At 37.3% G+C, this 21,587-nt stretch carries 24 protein-coding genes; 13 read left to right on the forward strand and 11 right to left on the reverse strand.

Going from position 1 to position 21,587, the window contains the following annotated elements; genetic code table 11:
- Positions 1-63: 63 nt before the first annotated feature.
- The 6 genes from MKY30_RS14580 (at position 64) to MKY30_RS14605 (ending at position 3,967) form a co-directional block, all read left to right on the forward strand.
- Complete coding sequence (locus MKY30_RS14580) at positions 64-1,221, forward strand: YeiH family protein (RefSeq protein ID WP_341084455.1); 1,158 nt, start codon at positions 64-66, stop codon at positions 1,219-1,221.
- A 261-nt stretch (positions 1,222-1,482) separates the two neighbouring features.
- Entirely contained in the window at positions 1,483-2,025 is a 543-nt protein-coding gene (locus MKY30_RS14585; protein ID WP_339285506.1) for a GNAT family N-acetyltransferase, read from the forward strand.
- Positions 2,026-2,037: 12 nt separating this feature from the next.
- The gene (fosB, locus tag MKY30_RS14590; RefSeq protein WP_147209701.1) at positions 2,038-2,484 is read left to right on the forward strand and encodes a metallothiol transferase FosB; all 447 of its coding nucleotides are present in this window, start codon (positions 2,038-2,040) and stop codon (positions 2,482-2,484) included.
- A 165-nt stretch (positions 2,485-2,649) separates the two neighbouring features.
- Entirely contained in the window at positions 2,650-3,183 is a 534-nt protein-coding gene (locus MKY30_RS14595) for a cysteine hydrolase family protein (protein ID WP_147209700.1), read from the forward strand.
- Between the two features lie 328 nt (positions 3,184-3,511).
- A complete protein-coding gene (locus MKY30_RS14600) occupies positions 3,512-3,697 on the forward strand; it encodes a hypothetical protein (RefSeq protein WP_147209699.1) in 186 nt (61 codons plus the stop codon).
- A 15-nt stretch (positions 3,698-3,712) separates the two neighbouring features.
- Complete coding sequence (locus MKY30_RS14605) at positions 3,713-3,967, forward strand: spore coat protein (protein ID WP_077603737.1); 255 nt, start codon at positions 3,713-3,715, stop codon at positions 3,965-3,967.
- A gap of 123 nt (positions 3,968-4,090) precedes the next feature.
- Here the strand turns inward: MKY30_RS14605 and MKY30_RS14610 are convergent, their stop codons facing one another.
- Positions 4,091-4,714 (reverse strand): response regulator transcription factor, encoded by a 624-nt coding sequence (locus MKY30_RS14610; RefSeq protein WP_186813576.1) that lies wholly within the window; start codon positions 4,712-4,714, stop codon positions 4,091-4,093.
- A gap of 309 nt (positions 4,715-5,023) precedes the next feature.
- Positions 5,024-5,404: an SLAP domain-containing protein gene (locus MKY30_RS14615; protein ID WP_341084459.1), complete on the reverse strand. Its 381-nt coding sequence runs from the start codon at positions 5,402-5,404 to the stop codon at positions 5,024-5,026.
- A gap of 158 nt (positions 5,405-5,562) precedes the next feature.
- Here MKY30_RS14615 and MKY30_RS14620 point away from each other — a divergent pair, with 158 nt between their 5' ends.
- Complete coding sequence (locus MKY30_RS14620; protein ID WP_147209696.1) at positions 5,563-5,778, forward strand: DUF2187 family protein; 216 nt, start codon at positions 5,563-5,565, stop codon at positions 5,776-5,778.
- A gap of 116 nt (positions 5,779-5,894) precedes the next feature.
- Here the strand turns inward: MKY30_RS14620 and MKY30_RS14625 are convergent, their stop codons facing one another.
- The 6 genes from MKY30_RS14625 to MKY30_RS14650 form a co-directional block, all read right to left on the reverse strand.
- The gene (locus MKY30_RS14625; RefSeq protein ID WP_186813575.1) at positions 5,895-6,947 is read right to left on the reverse strand and encodes a hypothetical protein; all 1,053 of its coding nucleotides are present in this window, start codon (positions 6,945-6,947) and stop codon (positions 5,895-5,897) included.
- A 15-nt stretch (positions 6,948-6,962) separates the two neighbouring features.
- On the reverse strand, positions 6,963-7,919 hold the full coding sequence (locus MKY30_RS14630) for an acetamidase/formamidase family protein (protein WP_341084461.1): 957 nt from the start codon (positions 7,917-7,919) through the stop codon (positions 6,963-6,965).
- 222 nt (positions 7,920-8,141) lie between these two features.
- On the reverse strand, positions 8,142-10,025 hold the full coding sequence (locus MKY30_RS14635; RefSeq protein ID WP_341084463.1) for a PTS fructose transporter subunit IIABC: 1,884 nt from the start codon (positions 10,023-10,025) through the stop codon (positions 8,142-8,144).
- A gap of 14 nt (positions 10,026-10,039) precedes the next feature.
- A complete protein-coding gene (gene pfkB, locus MKY30_RS14640; RefSeq protein WP_341084465.1) occupies positions 10,040-10,954 on the reverse strand; it encodes a 1-phosphofructokinase in 915 nt (304 codons plus the stop codon).
- Positions 10,955-11,701 carry a DeoR/GlpR family DNA-binding transcription regulator gene (locus MKY30_RS14645; protein WP_339285515.1) on the reverse strand — a complete coding sequence of 249 codons (747 nt, stop codon included), beginning with the start codon at positions 11,699-11,701 and terminating at the stop codon, positions 10,955-10,957. It abuts the gene before it with no gap.
- Positions 11,702-12,099: 398 nt separating this feature from the next.
- Complete coding sequence (locus MKY30_RS14650; RefSeq protein ID WP_339285517.1) at positions 12,100-13,008, reverse strand: helix-turn-helix transcriptional regulator; 909 nt, start codon at positions 13,006-13,008, stop codon at positions 12,100-12,102.
- A 75-nt stretch (positions 13,009-13,083) separates the two neighbouring features.
- Between MKY30_RS14650 and MKY30_RS14655 the strand changes: the two genes are divergently transcribed.
- The gene (locus MKY30_RS14655; protein WP_147209934.1) at positions 13,084-13,536 is read left to right on the forward strand and encodes a VOC family protein; all 453 of its coding nucleotides are present in this window, start codon (positions 13,084-13,086) and stop codon (positions 13,534-13,536) included.
- 123 nt (positions 13,537-13,659) lie between these two features.
- Here MKY30_RS14655 and MKY30_RS14660 read toward each other — a convergent pair whose 3' ends face one another.
- Positions 13,660-15,573 (reverse strand): vWA domain-containing protein, encoded by a 1,914-nt coding sequence (locus MKY30_RS14660; protein ID WP_339285519.1) that lies wholly within the window; start codon positions 15,571-15,573, stop codon positions 13,660-13,662.
- Positions 15,574-15,592: 19 nt separating this feature from the next.
- Positions 15,593-16,462, reverse strand: a complete 870-nt coding sequence (locus MKY30_RS14665; RefSeq protein WP_147209689.1) for an ATP-binding protein — start codon at positions 16,460-16,462, stop codon at positions 15,593-15,595.
- Positions 16,463-17,063: 601 nt separating this feature from the next.
- On the opposite strand from MKY30_RS14665, the gene MKY30_RS14670 reads away from it, so the two are divergent.
- The 3 genes from MKY30_RS14670 to MKY30_RS14680 all read left to right on the forward strand — a co-directional run bounded on the left by MKY30_RS14670 (position 17,064) and on the right by MKY30_RS14680 (position 19,491).
- Positions 17,064-18,017 (forward strand): D-2-hydroxyacid dehydrogenase, encoded by a 954-nt coding sequence (locus MKY30_RS14670; RefSeq protein ID WP_147212341.1) that lies wholly within the window; start codon positions 17,064-17,066, stop codon positions 18,015-18,017.
- 46 nt (positions 18,018-18,063) lie between these two features.
- Positions 18,064-18,594: a thermonuclease family protein gene (locus MKY30_RS14675; RefSeq protein ID WP_339285522.1), complete on the forward strand. Its 531-nt coding sequence runs from the start codon at positions 18,064-18,066 to the stop codon at positions 18,592-18,594.
- A gap of 300 nt (positions 18,595-18,894) precedes the next feature.
- The gene (locus MKY30_RS14680; RefSeq protein WP_147212342.1) at positions 18,895-19,491 is read left to right on the forward strand and encodes a peptidoglycan-binding domain-containing protein; all 597 of its coding nucleotides are present in this window, start codon (positions 18,895-18,897) and stop codon (positions 19,489-19,491) included.
- 499 nt (positions 19,492-19,990) lie between these two features.
- Here the strand turns inward: MKY30_RS14680 and MKY30_RS14685 are convergent, their stop codons facing one another.
- On the reverse strand, positions 19,991-20,863 hold the full coding sequence (locus tag MKY30_RS14685; protein WP_147212343.1) for a GNAT family N-acetyltransferase: 873 nt from the start codon (positions 20,861-20,863) through the stop codon (positions 19,991-19,993).
- Positions 20,864-21,036: 173 nt separating this feature from the next.
- On the opposite strand from MKY30_RS14685, the gene MKY30_RS14690 reads away from it, so the two are divergent.
- Both MKY30_RS14690 and MKY30_RS14695 read left to right on the forward strand, forming a co-directional pair.
- Entirely contained in the window at positions 21,037-21,324 is a 288-nt protein-coding gene (locus MKY30_RS14690) for a GNAT family N-acetyltransferase (protein ID WP_147212344.1), read from the forward strand.
- Positions 21,325-21,555, forward strand: a complete 231-nt coding sequence (locus MKY30_RS14695) for an excisionase family DNA-binding protein (protein WP_147212345.1) — start codon at positions 21,325-21,327, stop codon at positions 21,553-21,555.
- Positions 21,556-21,587: the final 32 nt, after the last annotated feature.

Genomic DNA, 21,587 nt, shown 5'->3' on the forward strand with positions numbered 1-21,587 from the left:
TACTAAGAGCGGTATGTTAGGTTAAATGATTCTCAAACAGTTGTACATAAGGGAGTTGATAATTTGGGGAAATCAAGAAGTAGTAACATTTTAATAGACATACTGCCTGGGTTACTGCTCTGTATTGTTGTGATGTTTTTGGGTATCTATGGTGCGGAACTGATTGGATATATCATGATATGGACGGGATTATTATCAGAAGGAAGCGCAACGCCGGTTTCCGGTATATTTGTGGCAATTTTAATTGGAATTATTATCCGGAATGTGATAAATCTATCAGATAGATTTACAAAAGGAATCAGTTTTTCCATGAAGTACGTATTGCGTGCCGGAATTATTCTGCTGGGGCTGCGTCTTAGTCTGATGGAGGCGTTAAAGCTTGGCGCATTTGGAATTCCACTGATTGTTGCCTGTATATCTGTCGGTTTAGCTTTAACACTCTATTTGACGAAAAAAATGAATCAATCCATGAGGCTTGGAACATTGATTGCCAGCGGTACCGGCATTTGTGGAGTGACCGCCATTATGGCAACATCTCCGGTTATTAAAGCTAAGGAAAATGAGATTTCTTATGCTGTGGCTAATATTACTATTTTTGGTTTAACCGGTATGATGCTCTATCCTTTTCTCGGCCATTTTTTATTTGCGGACGATCCAATTAAAGCAGGCTTATTTTTAGGAACGGCAATACATGACACTGCTCAGGTAACCGGAGCTGCATTAATTTATGATCAGCTCTTTCAAAATCCTGCTGTCATTGAAATAGCGACAGTGACGAAATTAACTAGGAATTTATTTATTATTGCAATCATTCCGCTTGTATCTTATATATTTTTCAATTATTCCAGAAGGGAAGCTGGAGAGGGTAAGCCGGAAAAGGATACATTACCGAAGTGGTATACATTTATCCCATTATTTGTAATTGGCTTCTTGATTCTTTCCATTATCCGTACGATTGGAGATGCAACTTTGGAAAGTACTGGAGATGCCTTTGGTTTATTTGCAGGGAGAACATGGGAATCAATTTATAATAATCTAAGCTCATTTGGAACAACATATCTTCTGGGGGCTGCCATGGCAGGTGTAGGTCTGTCTACGAACTTTAAAAAGTTTAAAGGAATGGGGCTTAAGCCATTTTATATCGGATTTATGGCGGCAGTAGCAGTAGGTGTTGTAAGTGTTATTTTAGTTTCCTTATTCGGCGGATTTGTCAGGGTTTAATTATTTATCATAGTACAGCTGACTGTAAGACCCTGCTTTACGAATAGAGAATATTCTAAGTGGAGATGGAAAAAATCACTGCGTAAAGTTTCGCTAAAACAAATAGTATCTCTCTTTAGAGTGAACGGGGAAATAATAAATATTCTCTTAACTTGTAAAGAGGGATTTTTTTGTGCGGGAAAAAAGTTTGAGCAGGCTTTAGGTGATTTTCTTACTATCCTGTTATAAAATGAAGGAAGTAACGTAACAGGAGGTAGTATTGTGGATTGGTTCCAGCGGTTAAATGAATATTTTCCGGTAGAGGAAATGAAAGCAAAAGAACAAATAGAAGCTTTACTGAAGGAAAAACCAAATAATTATTATAAGGATGAAAGTGACCTTCATATTATGATGTATGCAGAATATGAACAGTTTGTTTTTGTTGATTTTTTGTGGGTTTCTGAAAAAGCCCGTGGAAAAGGAATTGGTAAAAAATTGATTCAGCAGTTAAAAGATAAACAGAAAACAATTATTTTAGAGGTAGAGCCGGTAGATGAAAACAATGAGGATACAGAAAAACGGCTGCGCTTTTATTTCCGTGAAGGGTTCAGGATATCAGAAGCAATTTCTTATCAGTTTCAGGCATTAGTATCTCATTCGGAAACAGAATTGGATATTATGTATTGGGATGCACAGGAGAAAACGGATGAGCAATTATTGGATTATATGGTAACAATCTATGAAGAAATTCATTCTTATAATCAGAAGCAAATTTATGGATATGAGCCGAAGCCGACAAGTGAAGTATTGAAGATAGAGGCTTAACAGGAGGATTCAATGCAAATTCAAGGAGTAAATCATTTTTTATATTCTGTATCTGATTTAGAAAAATCTATCGCGTTTTACAAAAATGTATTTAATGCAAAATTACTCGTAAAAGGAAGATCTACTGCTTATTTTGATTTAAACGGAATCTGGCTTGCTTTGAATGAAGAAAAGGATATTCCCCGCAGTGAGATTCAAGCTTCCTACACACATCAGGCATTTTCTGTTAAAGAGGCAGAATTAGAAGCCTGGGAGCAGCATTTAAAACAATTAGGGGTTCATATATTGGAAGGACGGGAACGTGCGGAAGAGGATAAGCAATCCATTTATTTTACTGATTTAGACGGACATAAGTTTGAACTCCACACAGGAACACTTCAGGAGCGTTTAGACTATTATCAGAATGAGAAAAAGCATATGCGTTTTTACCCGGAAAATGTAAATAACTTAAAAGAATAAATGGATAAAAAGAGTTCTCGGACAGAGAGCTCTTTTTTTAGCGGAAAGCAGGAATTTGATGAATAAAACGGAAGTTATATAAAAGAAGGAGTTGATTCCAGTGGTATATCATACGTAACCAAATCATTTTAGGAATAAATTCAATATCATTGGAGGGCTGTAATATTGAAAGCATTATTAGCAATAGATATGCAAAAAGCACTAATTAATGAGCGGCATGATTTAGGAGAGCGTGTTAATAATATGGAGCTTATCTTAAAAGACTTTTCAAAGCAAGGCTTACCAATTTTTCTGATTCAGCATACTAGTGAAAATAAAGAAGATCCATTTTATATAAACGGAAGTGGAGCAGAGATTTATCCACCCTTTAAAAAGTATGGTACAGAAATAATTCAAAAAGAAACACCGAGCGCATTTTATCAAACTAATTTGCTGGAGAAGTGTAAAACATACAATGTGGACGAACTTGTCATTATCGGTCTTAATACAGAATTTTGCTGTTTATTCACAGCGATTGCAGCATATGATCGCGGATTTAAGGTTGTATTTCTGGAAGATGCTACTGCAACAGTAAATAATGGAGATATATATGAAATGAAGGATTTAGATATTCCAGATTTTATTGGAACGGTTTTGCATTGGTCAAAAACGGTGAATGTCCTTGATTTGGATGAATATAAAGAATGGCGTAATGAATGATTAAATCCTGTATAAGGAAATTTAAAAGCCGAATGAATGGTCTTGAGAAACTGCTTGGTTAAACAAGGGAAAAAGTAATGAATTTGTTAATAATACCCTTCTGTGGGCATATAAAATAATTCGTCGGGCATAATAACCTTGATAAAACGAAACTGCATTCAATGGAAGGTTTTTCGATGCACGATTCTTTACGAGGGAGCGGATAATCGCACTCGTTGATTATGCGTACTTAATCCGCTTCCTCTTTTCCTATTGAATGTCAGTTGCGTAATTCAGGGAGTTAGCGTTTGTTATCTCCGTGATAAATTTTTGGAAAGGGGTTTGTCTGATGAGCCAATTAACGCAAACTGAACTGGAAACATTGCGTAAAGTCATTGGAGAGCATGGAATGATTGTCAATAAACTGGAGGCTTATGCTGAACAGGCACAAGATCCGGAATTTAAATCAATGCTGCAATTTGATGCAGAAGATGCTCGCAATGCCAAGCAACAATTAATGTCATTTTTACAATAGGAGGGTGGTTTGAAAATGTTTCAGGATAAAGAGATGGTGAATGATTATTTAAACGGTCTTAATGCAAGTTTAAAAGGTTATGCTGGCTATATTTCAGAATCAAATAATCCCCAGCTGCGCCAAAAATTTGTGGAACTGAGAAACCGTGATGAGGCACGTCAATTGAAAGTATACCAATATGCATTGCAAAATGGATATTATCAGCCTGGTCAGCAGGCAAGTCCCCAAGAAGTGCAGCAAGTGCAAACTGAATTATCTCAGGGCAGCTAATAAAACAGGGCATGTATATGACGGCTTAGAGATAGCGTCATAATTTTAAAATATGTATGCATTAAAAAACGAGAAGTCTATTTCTTGCATAGGCTTCTCGTTTTACTTCATTACATTATTTTTCTAAATCCAGCCTTTACGATATGCCAAAAGCATTGCGTTAGTCCGGTCATTTACATTTAGTTTCCTTAGAACTGTTGTAACATGGTTTTTAACTGTTTTATCAGATATTTCTAAGTTTCTGGCGATAATTTCGTTATTATTGCCTCTTGATATCTCAAGCAACACATCCCATTCCCGTTTTGTAAGGAGTCCCTCAGGACGGGATTGTAATGTAGAAGAGAGGGTTAAAAATTCGTCATGTAAATCCTTAGCTAACTCAGGATAAACATAAATACAATCTGAGTCAATAAAACGAATTCCTGATACGACTTCATTTAAACTCATATTTTTAACAAAATAGCCATCAAAATCTAATTCATATAAGCGGATAATATCCTTCATATGCAGATTAGGCAGGATAATAGCAGTTTTAACATCATTTAATTGCTCCTGTTCAAGAATACGTGTGATGTCATTATATTGATAAATTGGTACCATGACTAAATCTGGTACATTTGATGAATCAAGCTGAAAATCATCTAAATCTCTTAAAGATAGTATAGAAATATTTAAATTCGTTTTTTCGGATAACGTAAAAGCGTCAATAAAATTCAAAGTTCTGTTCGAAGTTGGTGTTATACTCAAAATTATCATCTCCTGTCATTTGAGTGAGTATTTTCGTGATGTAAATAAAAAATGAATAATTATGCGATATTGATTCTTGAGTCTAGTAGCAGTTCAAAATAAATATTTGGCAAAACTATTCGAGCTTGTTTTCTATAAGAAAAGGGGATATGAATTTTTAGACTTCTGCTGATGAAATCATATCTTCAAATATAGCATAGGATTGTATGAATTTAAATCCTGAAAAAGATTTTAATTAAAAAATGATAGTTAAATCCTGGTTTAAAAAAGTAAAAGTACCTACTTATGCATGATTATCCAAGAAATATACTATTTATAAACTAGGTTACCGTGTAAAATGATAGGGAAATCTGTAAAACTGGACTCTGGAAAAATAAAAGTCCAGGGCATGCTTGAATCTGGAGGTACAAAAACCCTTTCTAAAGTAAATTGTTTTTCTGCTTTTACTACGTCGTCTTCTACATATTGTAATGTTGTGTTACTAAATGAGCACGCTTGTCTGCTGTAATTATTAATTAAAACAGTTACCAATAAATCTGACCGATGGTTTCTTGCTTGCCACAAAGCAGTGAATGTCATCTGCTTATCAACCGTGTTATGTTGTATAGAATTTTGAAATATTTGTTCAATCTTGCGCCGGTCAGTATCGGGAAGCGCTTTATCCCATTTGGGTTCAAAAACAAGGTTCATAACAAATCCTCCTTATAGATACCTTGATTATATAAGATTCGAGCATAGAAATAAATTTTTAGCGTTTCTTTTGAAAAAAAATGTCATTCGTTTTAGACTTATGTTACGATAAGTGGGATAAAAACACTAGTCAGCTATGAACTAAGGGAGGTTATAACATGGAAGAGGAAAATTTAGAGCAACAGGCAGTGAAGCCGGAGAATATTGCGGAAGTTGGAGAAACAATCAGTATTGTACGCGGAGAGCATAAAGGTAAAAAAGCAGAGGTGCTTATTGTACGCGAAAATTCTGTTATTGTCCGTATCGGAAATCATCCATCTACTGGAGAACCGATTAAAACAGTAGTAAATCATAAAAATTATAAAAGAAAATAATTTGGATAGTATAAAAACAGCCCTGGTGAATAATGTGCTAGAGCTGTTTTTATATAGAAGAAAGAAAATGGTTTCCATCTGGATAGTATTCGTTTTTCGTGAATAAAATACAGACGTTATACTACGGTGTCTAAATCTCCTTTGTAGAGTAATGATGAAGCTTCTAATTCTGCCAAATCTTCAGTAAGTATTTTATTAATATCATTAAAAAGTGCAACGATTTTTACAAAGCAGCCTTTTTGTCCCGTATACGGCTCTGCGATAAAAAAAGGTTGTGTTAAATAAGCTTCCAGCTTTTGACCGCGCGTAAAGTCGTTCTTTTCCTTTTTACTCATTTTTTCATATCCTCTAATAGCATAAAGCGCTCGCAGTTCCCTATAGCGCCGTAAAGTCTTCCTGGCATCCTGCTGCAATCTGTTTTGTTTTTTATCGAGCGGGTAGCTCTCTGAAATTGAAAAGAGAGGGTGAATGGCAGGATAGTACTTTTGAGCAACGAGTTCTGCATCAAATTGCCAAATTGTATCCAGAGGGCCAAATGGAAGGTCCTCATCAGGAGCCTCACCACTTAAATCCATTAAAAAAGTTGTTAAGCTGAGAACTTCTTTCAATTGAAGATTTTGATTAAAGTCTCCCAGTTCTCCGGATATAACATGGGCTCTGTCAACGACAAGCAAAATATTTTTATTTTTCCATTCATCTGATAAGAGAACAGCAATTTCCTCAAACCCCGCGGCAATATAGTCCGATTCATGAAGTAAATCTTTTAATCCAGGGTCTTCCTGTTTTGGTGTGAGAGTTATTGTCTTAAAGGAGTTATTTTTTAATCTGTGAAACACTTCAGCTAAGAGAGCGAGCTGTCCCATATCAGGCCGTGCAATTAACCCTACTGTACTATTCAAGACAAGTGGAGCGAATAAATCTATTGTTTTTATACCAGTCTCTATTTTTTTGCTGTAGTCTTCTATAATAATTAAATCATCTACACTACAATTTGCTAATTTTGCAAGCAAAACAATCGTTCTAATTTCTGCACGTCCTAAAGGAATCTTACCTGTACAGAGATTGGAGACAGTTGCAGGCCGCAGTCCAGCATTTTTTGCTGCGACTGTCAGGTTAGGCACTCTGCTTCGTAAAAAAGTTGTATTCAATCTTATGGTAAGAGGGTCCATTGCAATGCTCCTTTCTTATTTACAAATCTTATCTTTTGCTAAAAAAGCATGAACTCCTTTGTTTCCATTAACAATTTGGGTGATGCGTAAATCAACAGCCAGTGAAGCCCATGCACTTGCTTCAGCTCTTGAAAATGAGTAGATTTCTATCATCCAGTCTATCATATTATTTAGTGCTAACCACATAGCTTCGTCTAAATCTTCATGGAATGCCATGGTAATCCATGCTTCTGGTGTTTCAGCTTTTGGAAATGAAAGCTTTTGTTTCTTATGAAGAATGAAGGTTAAATCAACTTTCTCCATTGGACATTCTAAAGCGGGACCGCTAATTTCACCATCGCCTTGAATAGCATGACCATCTCCTGTTGAAAAAAGCCCGCCCTCAACAGAAACCGGCAAAAACAAACGACTTCCAGCCTGGAGTTCCTTACAGTCTATATTCCCTCCAGATGGTCTCGGAATAAAAGTACTATGTTTTCCTTCAGTGTTAGGAGGCATGCCCATTATCCCCATAAAAGGAGCTATTTTAATTTTATAAGGAAAATTACCAAACTGGCTCACTGCTTCTTTACGATTGTTATCAACTAAAAAATCAAGCATAGCTTCTTTTTCTTCTGCGATTCCTATTTTTTTGTTCCATTCACTGGGAAATCCTCCCCCGGAAGTCCATCCCCATTCACCTGGAACAATTTCATTAATTTTAATTTCTAAGGTATCTCCGACTTCTGCATGATGAATAGAAATCGGACCAATGAGAGAATGACCGAAGAAGGAAGCTTGCCTCTCCGGGTTGATTTCTGTCCAACGTTTTCGTTGAGCACCGGGAGCACTCCTTTTCTCCATACCCCAAGCGGAGTCGAGTGTTTTAAACACAACAGAATCTCCACTGTGAATAGTAAGAATTGGATCTAAATCTTGACTGAAATGATTGTGTAAAGAATTTTTGTCAGGGATTAAATAATAAGTCTTCAAGAAAATCACTCCTTATATATTTACTTTATAAAGTAACATTACTCATGAAAGTAAATATATAAATTGAAATAATCTGAATTTATTAGGATTGTTTAACTTGATGAAAGTAGCGAAAGACAATTTTTATTTTATATTCGATAGTTTTTAATTCCGTTCTTAATACATAAAAAAAGGAAGTCCAACATCTGTTGAACTTCCTCAGAAATCTGAATTGTTTTCTATTTATTGTGAAACAGGCTTTTTCCATAATCCAAGTATTAGCCCTGAGATAACCGCACCGATAATTAATGATAACAAGAAGAATATTGGCGCATCACCTAATGGAACAACGAAAATACCACCATGTGGAGCCGGGATTGTGCTATGGAATAATTGTGTCAGTCCACCAGCAATTGCTGCTCCGATTACAGATGAGGTAATTACACGCAATGGATCTGCTGCTGCAAATGGAATGGCTCCTTCTGTAACAAAGGATAATCCCATAATATAGTTAGCTGTTCCAGATTTACGCTCATCTTCTGTAAATTTATTTTTAAAGAAGGTTGTTGCCAGAGCAATCGCTAGAGGAGGTACCATACCACCGACCATAACTGCGGCCATAAAAGCTCCGTCTCCAGTATCTGTGAAAATACCGATGGAGAATGCATATGCTGCTTTGTTAAATGGTCCACCCATATCGATAGCCATCATACCGCCAAGGAGAATACCCAGTAAAACAATATTTCCTGTACCAAGACCTGTTAAGAAGTCTAAAATATAATTATTTAGTGTTGAGAAAACAGGACCGATTGCAAAATACATCGCTGCCCCAGTTACGAGTAAGCCGATTACCGGGTACAATAAGATCGGTTTAATACTTGCCAGAGATTGTGGCATATTTCTTAGTAGATGCTTGATTAATACTACGATATAACCTGCAGCAAAACCGCCGACAAGACCACCGATAAAACCTGCGTTACTGTCTACTGCCATTAGACCGGCTACCATACCAGGCATTAATGCTGGTCTGTCACCAATACTCATTGCAATATAGCCAGCAAGAATCGGTATTAAGAAGTTAAATGCCATACCACCGACGCCATTAAAGAAAAGGAAGAACTGTGATTCATCTCCTAATACATTTTCAAACAGAAAGGAGATAGCTAGTAAGATTCCGCCCCCGATAACAAATGGAAGCATATGGGAAATTCCGTTCATTAAATCTTTATAAATTTTACCCCAGGTAGATTGCTTTTCATATTCTCCATCGTCCTCAGATCTTTCTCCCGAGTCACGATAAATTGGTGCATCTTGGTTTGATGCTTTGGTAATAAGCTCTTCTGCTTTTTTAATACCATCTACTACAGGACGTTCGACTACGTGTTTTCCATCAAATCGCGCCATTTCTACTTTTTTGCTGGCAGCAACGATAACGCCGGAAGCACGTTTGATTTCTTCAGATGTTAAACGGTTTTTTGTGCCGTCTGAGCCGTTTGTTTCCACCTTAATGTCTACATTCATTTCTTTAGCTTTTTTCTTCAAAGCATCTTCTGCCATATAGGTGTGAGCAATTCCAGTAGGACATGCTGTTACTGCAACTACAAATGGCTTTTCATCTGTTGCTGCTGTAGTACTTTTTGCAGCTTCATTTGTTTTTTCCTGAGCTTCCTCTTCTTTCGTTGATTCAATGAATAGCGCTTCTACTTCATCAGGAGTCGAAGCATCTTTTAACTTATTTACAAAGTCCGGTTCCATCAGAAGACGGGACAATGCCGCTATCGTTTGCAGGTGTGTATCATTTCCGCCTTCAGGAACAGCGATCATAAAGAAAAGGTGGGCAGGCTGTCCATCTAAGGAATCATAATCAATCCCAGCTTTACTTTTCGCAAATAATACAGTAGGTTCTTTCACAGATGCCATTTTTGCGTGGGGCATTGCGATTCCATCACCTAACCCGGTTGAGGATTGTTCCTCGCGGGCCAGAATTGCTTTTTTAAATGACTCTTGTTCAGAAATGATTCTGTACTTATAAAGGTTTGCGATCATTTCATCAATGGCAGCTTCTTTGGATGTAGCTTTAAGGTTTAAAAGCATTACATCTTTTTTTAATAAATCTGCAACTTGCATGTCTATCATCCTTTCTATTTTAGGTTTTCTACTTGTACATGAGCTAACAGGTCTTTAATCACTTCGGTGCTGGCAAGATCTTCCGAAAAAGCAGTTGCACTGCCGGAAGCGACAGATGTTCTAAAGGATTGTACAGAATCCTTTGATTTTAAGTAGGAGCTGATAAATCCAGCAACCATCGAATCACCAGCACCAACGGAATTAATTAGTTTACCCTTAGGAGCTTCGGCTTTATACGTTCCTCGTTCGGATATGAGCAAGGCGCCATCTCCACCCATAGAGATAATAACGTGTTTTGCTCCTTTTTCTAACAGCTTCTTCCCGTAGGCTATAACTTCTTCATTTGTTTCCAGCTTCATATTAAATAATGCTTCCAGCTCATGAATATTTGGTTTAACCAATAATGGTTTATAGCTTAAAGATGCTTCAAGTGCAGCGCCTGTAGTATCAATAGCAAATTCAGCGCCTTGACTCGTTACTTGCTGGATTAATTTCTCGTAAAAATCTTCGGGCAGGGAAGGGGGCTTGCTTCCGGATAAAATCACGGTATCTCCCTCTTTAATCTTTTCCAATTGCTTTAGGAACGCAGCAACCTCTTCATCTGATAAAGCAGGACCGCGCCCGTTTATTTCTGTTTCCTGATCCGATTTAAGTTTAATATTAATGCGCGTATCTTCTTTGATGTTGATAAAGTTTGTACGCACATCTAATTCGTCTAAGGCATCTTCAATAAACTTTCCTGTGAAGCCGCCTACGAAGCCAAGGGCAATAGATTCTGTTGAGAGTGCCTTTAAAATTCGCGATACATTAATACCTTTTCCGCCAGGGAGCTTATAGTCGTTCTTCATATAACTCAGCCCGCCCAATTCTATTTTGTCGACAGGAACAATGTAGTCGATCGATGGGTTTAAAGTAATCGTATAAATCATCTAATCTACCTCCAAAATGGTTGTTTGATTTAAATAAGGCTGATGTATATTTGAGATTTTATCTGTAATAAATGTTACATCAGAAACATCACATATCTTTGCAAAACTGACTTTATTCCATTTACTATCATCTGCAAGAAAATAAATGTCTGAAGCTCTTTCAATGGCTAATTGTTTCATAGAAGCTTCCTCAGGATCTGGTGTTGTACAGCCAAATGTCATATCAATACTATCCACACCGAGAAAGACTTTTGTAAATTGATAATTCATTAAAGAACGTTGACTGGGTGCGCCTACCATCGCTTTTGTAGAATGCTTTAATTTACCGCCTACGAGATAAGCATCAATTTGCCTGTCTGCAAGCATAGAAGCATGGGCAATACCATTTGTAACAACTGTAATAGACAAATTAGAAAGAAACGGAATCATTTCAAGTGTTGTCGTACCTGCATCTAAATAAATGACATCATTCTCTTCTAAAAGTGAGACGGCATACCTCCCTATATTCATTTTTTGTTGACTGTTTTTGATCGTTTTTTCCTGATACGTCAGCTCTGCTCCAAACGTTGCGTTCAATTTCGCACCGCCATGAATGCGGAGCAGGAGCCCTTTACTCTCTAATTGAGCGAGGTCTCTGCGAATTGTTGACTCTGAGCAGCCAAGGCTCTCGATTAAATCAACAGACTTGATTACACCGCTTTCATTTAGACGACGTAAAATATACTGATGGCGTTCATCTGTTAGCATATCCTCACCTCTTGTTTTTATAATATCATCTAAATCATTCAAAAACAACCAAAATCATTCAAAATAAAGCTGAGAAATAAATAATAATGAACGTGGATGGAAGATAGGTATAATATACGTAACATTTTCTATTTGAAATTGAATAATATTTCCTTCCTGTAAAAAGAAAAGGAATAAAATGAAGAGGCGGGAAAGTGAAAGAATCAATCAGATAGTGCATAATTGATTGAGTATGCGAGGTATCATAGGAAACAGCTGATGGTTTCTTAGTGTGGAATTAAAATTATATAAGATGTTGAGGACTGCTGGTTTGGTAATGATTCTGTTTTTTGAGCTCATACGCCATTTACTTATATCTATATGAGCCCATTATTTATAGAAAGCCAGCCCGAAGAAACTTATTGATAAAGCTTTAATGCCTCCTCCAAAAAAAATTTATAATTAGCAATAAAGCTTTCGGGTTTTATAATTTTAATTTTATCGCCGAATCCTGCTAAAAATTGATAGGAAAATGGATTCTCAGGCAGTTCAATAGTTGCAAGATAGTTTCTTGGGGTAACTTCTGTTACAGCGTTTTTTCCGTATCTCTCGATAAATTGATCTCTTACAGCGACATCTATCAATACTTGCACACTAACCAAATCTTGTTGTTTATTATATTGTTTTTCTTCCTCAAATATCTTATCTGTTTTTGGGGTGAAAAAACCTTCTTTTTCGATATTTGTTATCCTTGTTAACTTAAACGTCCGATAGTCTTCCCGTTCTAAGCTAAACCCGATAAGATACCAATGCATTTCACTTAAATGTAATTTATAAGGTTCTACAGATCTGTATGTTATATTTCCTTTTTGGTCTACATATTCAAACTTTAGTAACCAATTATTTTCAATGGCTTGTCTGATAAATGAAACATCTTCTTTAATTTGTCTTCTTCCAGTCCAGTCATAAAAGGATAAATCATATTTCGGGGAAATGTCAGCACTGGTCATTCCTTTAATTTTCTGGATAGTCGTTTGAATTTCCTGGTTCGTGATTAACTGTTCAAAACCGCTTAATGCTACAAGTATATTTTCAATATCACTGTTATTTAATAAACGTTTATCGAATTTATAATCTTCCATAAGGGCGTATCCTCCTTCAGCACCATATGTTGCATAAACAGGTATTCTTGCATAACTTAATGTTTCCATATCGCGCTGAATCGTCCGTTTGGATACATTAAAAAGCCTGCTGAATTCTGAAGCGGAGACAGATTTCTTTTGTAATAAAATCATAACGATGGAGATAAGCCGCTCAATTTTTTTCATGTTTTCCTCCCATATACGACATACAGTTGTCGTCTTTGTTCTATTATACTTCAAATATGAAAAGGGGGAATAATGATGAAAGCAATAGCTTATTTACAATTTAATGGGGAAGCAGAGGAAGCAACAGCTTTTTATGAAAAAGCTTTTCAGGCAAAAAGCGTTAAAGTGAAATTTGGTGCTTTTGGTCAAAATTCAGAATATCCGTTATCGGAGGAGGAGGAAAATATGATTATGGAATCTCGTATGGAGTTTTCAGGGAATATTTTAATGATCTCGGATGTTCTGCCTTCTATGCAGGCTGTGACAGGCGCAGTCACAAAGGGGTGTATGGTCTTAATCAGCATTATTGATGCTGATCCGGAAACGAATAAACAATTTTTTGAAAAGCTTTCGGAAGGCGGTACTGTGATTATGCCTTTATCTTCTACGCCTTGGTCAGCAAGCTTTGGCATGTTAGTTGATAAATTTGGTGTGACATGGAAATTTAATAGTGAGGCAAGTAAATTTCTAGATAGCTTCTTAAATTAAATTTGTAATATTAGAACGAGACTCACATAATATTTTAATGTAATGTCCACGTTAAGACAGCAATACCTTAACAGGCCCTGAAAATCCTATATAATTGAAGATTTTCAGGGCCTGTTATACTTTTTATATGGCCTTGAGCAATAAACGCTTGAGTAAAGGTGTGAAATGCTCTGGCAGAGCACTCACATCCGGAACCATAATGCGCTCTTTTCCATAAATATTCTGCATCATGTTATCATCATTCTCGTCAATTTGTCCGTTTGCAAGAAACATACCGACTACATCAATTTGATGTTTACGGGCCTGGGCAACAGCCTGGTACGTATCAACAATGCCATTTTGGTCATAACCGGAAGCTGCCGGCTGTCCGTCGGAAAAGACAAGTAAAAATTTATTCTTCTCGCTGCGGCTGATTAATTTTTTAGTGACATGACGAATACTGAAGCCGTCCCGATTATCCTCCTGTGCTTCCAGCTGCATAATTTTAGCACCCTGTTCTTTATATAAGGAATCCTCTAACGTCTGGATATATTGGAGATAATTCGGCTGATAATTTTCACTGACTTTATTGGCATCCTCCCAAAAGCCGATAATTTCATGGGGGATGCGTAATTCTTTTAGTACTTCATGAAACAGGGTAACACCCCGTTTTGTTTCCTCCATTTTGTTTTCCATAGAAGCAGAGCAATCGATTAATAAAGTGAAAACCGCATCAAATTCCTTTGATTCTTGTTCTTTTTTATAAAAAACTCGTGGAGAATCCTCCAGGAAGACAGGAAGCAGCTTTTTAGAAAGTCTGCCAAATAAAAGGTTTGTTCTCGGTGTATTCTGCTTATGCTCCAGAGTTAATTGAATGGTTTTGGCAAGCTTTCTTTTAAAGGGGTCAATTTCCTCTATAAATTGCCGATATTGCAGCTCTTCATCCTCTGTAGGAGCCTCTGCATATTCTGTAAACATCCGAGCATGCTCATTCTCTTTGCCAAAGCTCGATTCACTGCTGTTTTCCGAAGTATTCTCTTCCTTATTTAGAGATTCTTTATCAGAATAATCATTTTGTGTGCTCTGGCCGGATGCACCTTGAATCGCAGCCATCGCCTGATCACCATCCTCTGTTTCACGGGCACCGCCACCCAGTATAGAGGTTTTTGTTCCCTGTTCTAATTCAAATTGCAGGAAATTCTGTTTGCGGTCATCATTTTTATTTTCACGATGCCATGTAGAGAAGGTCTCATCAAAGTATTCATTTTCTTCGTTTGTTTCTTCCTGCTGATCTTCATTCACAAGTGGATCTGTCCGTGTCAATTCATCAAAAAGTGTATTTTTCTCATAAGTTTCCACATGCCCGATTGGCAAGATAAAATATTCATGAATGGAATCTGTATAGCCTGCCTGTTGCATTCTCTGAACAATTTTTTCTGTTAAAGCAACATTATCCCGCGTATTTCTAGTTTCAAAAACGCTATATAGCTGAGGTTTTAAACTATCGAGCATATCCAGCTGCTCCTCTTCTACGCGAGGAAAATCCGGATCTGGCTGATTGGCAAACAGTAATAAATAAATCATACAAAAAATTTCATCTGTTGCGTAACTGCGTGTCACATTAGACTGCAGCTGTGTCGTGAAATAATGATGAAAATATTGTTGCCGATAAGTGAAGTTCCGTTTTGTGCCAGGGCGTTTTTTGCGAATATCGTCTTCTAAACGAATATCTTCTAATAAAGTCATTAACTGTATTGCGAATTTAGGAAGAAAGGAATCCTGCAAACCTTCTTTAAATTGCTGCAGGCTTTTCACATCTGTTTGATGCAGTGTCCCTAATGTCCGCAGAATGACATCTGATTTAGCGCCTGCTTCCTTCATTTCTGATGGGAGCCGGTCCCAGAAACGGCTGGCTGTTACTTTGTTTTCTACTAAATCAATAAAGGAGCCAAAGCTGGATTCAAATTGCAGCTGTCCATTCTTTGCCAAAACAGTGGTCAAATCCTGCAATTGCATAAATAAATGGGTGTCGACTTTTGTTTGATGAAATCGATACATATGAATATAGCTCCTTTAATTAAAATAGTGTATCTGCCAGATTTTCAACGAACGATTTTTCGCGGTCTTCTTCCAGCTTATCAACGATACTGCGTAAAATAGCACGCTTAGGCGGAAGATAAATCGAAAGATCACAGGCATCCAACAGAGCGCGGATTGAAGCAGCATCCTCCGATAGTTTCCCCTGACTTACTGCTGTGATTAAATCATTAGATAATGTGACAAAATGACTGATCAGCTGCTTGTCTGTCAGATTTGTTGAATCGTTTATTAACTGTTCCAGCTGCTCCCCTTGAATATATGGTACATCAATAACGATAAAACGGTTTTTTAAAGCTTCGTTTAATGGAACTGTTCCAATATAACCCTCGTTAATGGCTGCAATCACACCAAATCCCTCTGCAGCAGTGACAATTTCATTGGTAAAAGGGTTGGTAATCGTTCGGCGATAGTCTAAAACTCCGTTAATCAGAGGTAACGTTTCTGGTTTGGCCATATTAATCTCATCAATATACAGAAAACTGCCTTGCTTCATTGCATTTGTAACAGGCCCGGGTACAAATTGGATTGTTTGCTTCTCTTCTTCATAGGCAAGCGTTTTGAAACCCATCAAGCTTTCTGCATCCAAGTCAACAGAACAGTTTACGCTGTACATTGGACGCTCAAAAAGAGAGGAAAGTGTTTCCGCAAACTTTGTTTTTCCAGCTCCGGTTGGTCCTTTTAATAAAATGTTTTTACCCATGCTCAATGCAACAATCGCATCAACTAATAATTCCTCACTCGGAGGAAGGTATCCGCCGGAACGGATCAGCTCCTGATGGTCTGTTGCTTGTTTTTTATTATTTTCAAGCAGCTCTTGAACTGCTTTTGGTAATTGATTTGTATTCATGGTTGGTTCTCCTTTTGAAATCATTTGCAGTGATTCCGTTTTTATTGGAGTTTTGAATATCCGCTATAGATTAAAAAAGCTCCGTTCACATTGTATTACTACTTGTACAAAAATACAAAGAATGCGCAGTCGTTGCGATATGGGGAAGCAATTGCTAAGATAAATATAATAACTCAACTTTCGTATCTAAAAAAATAACTTGCTTATCATAGAGACAGGTGTTGATTGTTTCTTCCATCTATCTCTTGTTAAAGCATAAACTCTAGCTAGAAAGAAGGTAACGTGTAAGGCCCCGCTGCGGCGGACCGTTTTGCTTTCCTAGGGGCACGCTCTTCAGCTAACTTGAAAAGCGGGTTTCTTTTCAAGTTAGCTGAAGCCGTCCCCATGGAAAGCGGAGTGGTTGGCCGGAGCGGAAGCTATACACAATAACCTGTTCAAAAAATAAAAAGATGAGTTAATTAAAAGCAAACATGATAATAGAGACCATGTACATCCTGGAACAGCAAGGTATAGATGTTTATTCTTAGGTGCGAAAGTTGAATAATAATATAGAGACAGGCATCATCACTTGTTATGAGAATGGTGCCGGATAGGAGGATATATGGCTAAACGGACAATTGCGATTCACTTAAACCTGGAGGATAAGTATGTAAAAGAAATTCAGAAGGTTGCTCCAGATTGGGATATTCATACTGGAAAAGAGCTTTCAGATGATATCCTCAAAAAAGCAGAAGTTCTTGTTAACTGGCAAAAGGACAAAGAGAGCACGTATCTGAAAAATAATCAGCTGAAATGGGTACAGTCCTGGAGTGCAGGTGTAGATTCCTTAAATCTGAATAAAATTGAAGGGAAAGGGATAAAGCTGACAAGTGCAAACGGGGTTCACAGCTATCCAATATCTGAAACAATTTTTGCTTATATCCTTGGATTTACAAGACTGATTCATACCTATGTCAGACAGCAGCAGGAGAAGGTTTGGCATCATGCAAAGCTTCGCGGTGAAATACATAATAAGACGATTGCAGTGCTTGGTGTCGGAAAAATAGGGCAAGAAACAGCTAAAATAGCAAAAGCTTTTGGAATGAAGGTGCTTGGCGTTCGTCATTCAGGAAAAGCAGCGGAATACGTTGATGAAATGTATCAGCCCCATCAATTAGACAGTGTGCTTCCACAAAGTGATTATGTTGTTGTTACTTTACCATTGACAGAGGATACACATCATCTGATCGGTGAGGAACAATTTAAACAGATGAAAAAAAATGTTTTCTTTGTCAATATAGGACGCGGTCCGATTGTTGACGAAAAGGCATTGATTGCAGCACTGCAGAATAACGAAATTGCCGGTGCAGGAATGGACGTATTTGAAAATGAACCATTAGATCATACCAGTCCGCTCTGGGATATGGAGAATGTTATATTGACTCCACATACAGCAGGAGCAACGGAATTTTATAATCAGCGTGTCATTGAAGATATATTTATTCCAAATTTAAAAAGCTACTTAAATGGGGAAGCACCAGCGATTAATCTATACCAGCATGAACGTGGATATTAATTGTTAGCTTAAAAATAGAATTTAGATGAAAGTAAGGATGCAGGAAATGAAAAAGATACTGATTTTGCTCGCATTGCTGTTTATGTTAACAGGGTGTGAGCTGCTTGATTTTTTAGAAGACAGTGAGCCGGCAGAAGGGAGAGAATTTGTAACCATTGAGCGTGTTGTTGATGGCGATACGGTGATTGTGCATTTGGAAGATGGAACAAGAGAAAGGGTTCGTCTGCTCTTAATTGATACGCCAGAAAGTGTGAAGCCTGATACAGAAGTGCAGCCATTTGGTGAAGAAGCAAGTGATTTTGCGAAAGAGCTGATGCCTGAAGGCGAAACTGTCGAAATGGAGAGAGGGAATCCGGACCGGGATGATTATGACCGGATGCTTGCCTATATCTGGGTGGATGATGAAAATGTTAATCAGATATTAGTTAAAGAAGGCTATGCAAGGGTGGCTTTTGTTTATGAGCCGAATACGAAGTACTTGGAAGAACTAGAGGAAGCACAGGAAAAAGCAAAGGAAAACGAAGAAAATATCTGGTCAATCCCCGGCTATGCGGAAAGCAGATTTCATGAATATTAAGCGGGAACAGAAAAAGTAAAAGTTTTTGTAAATAACAGAGGGACTTAACTGAAAATCAAATAATTTATTACAATGGAAAATCTGAACATATTTGACTTCTTGTAAAGAGACGTTGAATGATGGTTTAGACTTTCCTTTTTTAGTCTGGACACGAGCAGATACTTGTAGTTGAAACGAGGCAGGATTTATCTAATTATTGCATGTTGGTTACAATTAAGTTAAGTAACAATATATAAGGTTTCATTTATAAATTGGGTGGTATTGGTATAATGTAACAAATTTTAGAGGAGGACTCTATCTATGAAGAAGAAATGGTTTGCTGTTGTGCCGTTAATAGCCTTGAGTGTAGCACCGCTCCAATTTCAATCAGTAGAAGCCTCAAGCGGAGAGGTAGTTCAGGCGGAGGAGCACCCTGAAGTTTCAGAAGAATTAAAGCCTTTATTAGATATTGCTCCAGAGCATCAACCTACCCTGGAAAACGCTGATTCTGGATTAGAAGTTCAATTAGTACAGGAAAAACTAAATCATTTCGGTTTGAAGGTTGAAGCCGATGGTATATTTGGTCCCGAGACGGAAAAACAGGTGAGACAATTTCAAACAGATCATGATTTAATAGCTGATGGAATTGTAGGAGAAAAAACCTGGACAGAGTTATTGTTTGAAGAACGTAAAGGCCAGTTCACAGTAGATGATGCTATCAGCCTTGCTGAAAATAAGATGGAGAACGAAGATCTTATATTTAGCAGTGACGGTGTATTATATGAAGAAGACGGGAAAACATTCTACTCGTTGAAAGCTTCCAGCCAATCATTAATAGATAACGGTGGAACCGGAACAGTAGGGTATTATCATGTTTATAGTAACGGTGATGTTGTCGAATCTGAACCTCCAAAATAATAAACTCAACTTTTGCGCATTAAAAAATAACTTGCTTATCATTGAGACATGTGTTGACCGTTCCTTCCACCTATCTCTTGACAAAGCATAAACTCTAGCTAGAAAAAAAGTAATGTGTGAGGCTACTACTGCGGCGGGCCGTTTTGCTTTCCTAGGGGCGTGCTCTTCAGCTAACTTTTGCCAAGAAGAGCACTTGGCAAAAGTGGTTTTCTTTTCAAGTTAGCTGAAGCCATCCCCATGGAAAGCATAGTGGTTGGTCGGAGCGGCGCTATACACAATCTGCATTTCAATAAAAAGGTGACAAAATGCAAGCAGGATAATGAGGAACATGCCTAATCCTGGTATAATAAGGTATAGATGTTTATTCTCAGGTGCGAAAGTTGAGTAATAAAGAAGTTCGGTTAAATTTTTCGTGAAATGAATAAGAATACAAATAAAAAAGATTTTTGCAGCCATATTATGGTTACGAAAATCTTTTTTTATTTCAGTGTATGCAGACTTAGTTATTTAACCATGTATCCCGGTCCGTCCCGTATAACAGCCATGGAGAACCCAATTCAAATGGGTGGTTTTCAGGCAGGTGGTTTATAATGGAAGCCGGAATATCAATCCATATATGGACTTCTTCATCAGGGCATTGGTTTTGTAAATCTTTTTGTGCCGCAGCAATAGTTTCCCATAGGCCTCGTCGATCAAATAAATCCTTATATGGATATACTGCGTGAAGATAAATCTCTTTTTTAATATCCTTTTTTGTAATTAAAGGGGGAAGTCCTTCCTCTTGAAAAAAACGCCAGCTTTTAATTTGATCATTTTGAAAAAGCTCCGGTAAGCTTGGAAAAGGGTAGTAGCATTCAAGCGGAAAGAACGTTTTCTTTGCAATGTGATATGTATTGAGTAATTTATTTTTCAATTCTTTCTGCGTTACTTCTTGCCAGCCGGGTTCTTTATCCATCAATACATCAAGTCTCTTTGCTGTGCATCCATAAAATGCTGTCTGCTTTTCCAAATGAATATGGTTCAGCACCTTTTGTGCGGGAATATTATCGGCTTGTGTATTTGCACCTAGCCATTTCAGCTCCTTTGTTTGAAATGCCTGGTCAAGTACATATTTTGTTAACTGCTTTGAATAGCCATGCCCCCGGTAGCGGATATCACTTCTTAATCTTCCAAGCATGGCAAGTCCAGGCCCAAATATAGTGTAGCCGGCAGTACTTACTAACTGATTATTAATAAAATATCCAAAAAGTACATGGTTTCCAGTACATAATCTATCGAAAATACGTATAATATAATCATCAGCTATGCCTGTATGCATGCTCTCCATAAAATTTTTGTCTGATGGTAATAATTGTCGGATTACAGCATTCATCAAATCACCTCAAAGTTTATTATAGGAAGAGGTTTATAGTTTCGTCCAGCAATTCAATCTGAGAAAAAGAGTTTAATTTCTTAATATTTAAAACGCTTACAAAAATAATATCTTGAGACAAGAAACCTGAAAGAGTATAATGAAAGATAATGTTGTGATTTAGGAGGGCTAAAATGGCTACAATTCATAAAGGAGAAACTAAATTTTATGTTGGGGAGGACATCCGGGATCCAGAAGCAGAAATCACTTTTGTTCAATCAGGGTCGAATCGTCTAGTTATTGATCATACGTATGTGGCAAAGGAACTCCGAAGCCAAGGAATTGCTCAACAGTTACTGAAGCATGTTGTTCAATATGCAAGAGAAAATGATAAATATATTATCCCTTTATGCCCGTTTGCAAAAAATCAAATGCAGAAAAATGAAGCGTATCATGACGTCCTTCAAAAACAATTTATTTAAATGTATCTGACAATTAAAGAGACAGCGGCATATTTATCTATAGATGAATCTATTGTACGGACGTATGTGTTACAGGGGAAAATCCGTACAATTTATGATGGGGAGAACTATTTAATCAACAGAAACCAATTTACAACATACTTCGAGCAGGTTGAGAAATACAGAAAATTAGTACAAGCGTACTTAGACGAACCAATTCCAGAAGATATTGATGTGAAGGATGAAGATTAATTTTGATCCACAAGGCTGAATATACAGATGAT

This window comes from Oceanobacillus sp. FSL W8-0428 (genome assembly GCF_038004405.1).
GTDB classification, from domain to species: Bacteria; Bacillota; Bacilli; order Bacillales; family Amphibacillaceae; genus Oceanobacillus; species Oceanobacillus sojae.

Coding starts and splice junctions, on each gene's coding strand:
- fosB (WP_147209701.1), top strand. CDS start 2,038: ATGCAAATTCAAGGAGTAAATCATTTTTTATATTCTGTATCTGATTTA.
- MKY30_RS14600 (WP_147209699.1), top strand. CDS start 3,512: ATGAGCCAATTAACGCAAACTGAACTGGAAACATTGCGTAAAGTCATT.
- MKY30_RS14605 (WP_077603737.1), top strand. CDS start 3,713: ATGTTTCAGGATAAAGAGATGGTGAATGATTATTTAAACGGTCTTAAT.
- MKY30_RS14615 (WP_341084459.1), bottom strand. CDS start 5,404: ATGAACCTTGTTTTTGAACCCAAATGGGATAAAGCGCTTCCCGATACT.
- MKY30_RS14620 (WP_147209696.1), top strand. CDS start 5,563: ATGGAAGAGGAAAATTTAGAGCAACAGGCAGTGAAGCCGGAGAATATT.
- MKY30_RS14625 (WP_186813575.1), bottom strand. CDS start 6,947: ATGGACCCTCTTACCATAAGATTGAATACAACTTTTTTACGAAGCAGA.
- MKY30_RS14635 (WP_341084463.1), bottom strand. CDS start 10,025: ATGCAAGTTGCAGATTTATTAAAAAAAGATGTAATGCTTTTAAACCTT.
- pfkB (WP_341084465.1), bottom strand. CDS start 10,954: ATGATTTATACGATTACTTTAAACCCATCGATCGACTACATTGTTCCT.
- MKY30_RS14645 (WP_339285515.1), bottom strand. CDS start 11,701: ATGCTAACAGATGAACGCCATCAGTATATTTTACGTCGTCTAAATGAA.
- MKY30_RS14650 (WP_339285517.1), bottom strand. CDS start 13,008: ATGAAAAAAATTGAGCGGCTTATCTCCATCGTTATGATTTTATTACAA.
- MKY30_RS14655 (WP_147209934.1), top strand. CDS start 13,084: ATGAAAGCAATAGCTTATTTACAATTTAATGGGGAAGCAGAGGAAGCA.
- MKY30_RS14660 (WP_339285519.1), bottom strand. CDS start 15,573: ATGTATCGATTTCATCAAACAAAAGTCGACACCCATTTATTTATGCAA.
- MKY30_RS14665 (WP_147209689.1), bottom strand. CDS start 16,462: ATGAATACAAATCAATTACCAAAAGCAGTTCAAGAGCTGCTTGAAAAT.
- MKY30_RS14670 (WP_147212341.1), top strand. CDS start 17,064: ATGGCTAAACGGACAATTGCGATTCACTTAAACCTGGAGGATAAGTAT.
- MKY30_RS14675 (WP_339285522.1), top strand. CDS start 18,064: ATGAAAAAGATACTGATTTTGCTCGCATTGCTGTTTATGTTAACAGGG.
- MKY30_RS14680 (WP_147212342.1), top strand. CDS start 18,895: ATGAAGAAGAAATGGTTTGCTGTTGTGCCGTTAATAGCCTTGAGTGTA.
- MKY30_RS14685 (WP_147212343.1), bottom strand. CDS start 20,863: ATGAATGCTGTAATCCGACAATTATTACCATCAGACAAAAATTTTATG.
- MKY30_RS14690 (WP_147212344.1), top strand. CDS start 21,037: ATGGCTACAATTCATAAAGGAGAAACTAAATTTTATGTTGGGGAGGAC.
- MKY30_RS14695 (WP_147212345.1), top strand. CDS start 21,325: ATGTATCTGACAATTAAAGAGACAGCGGCATATTTATCTATAGATGAA.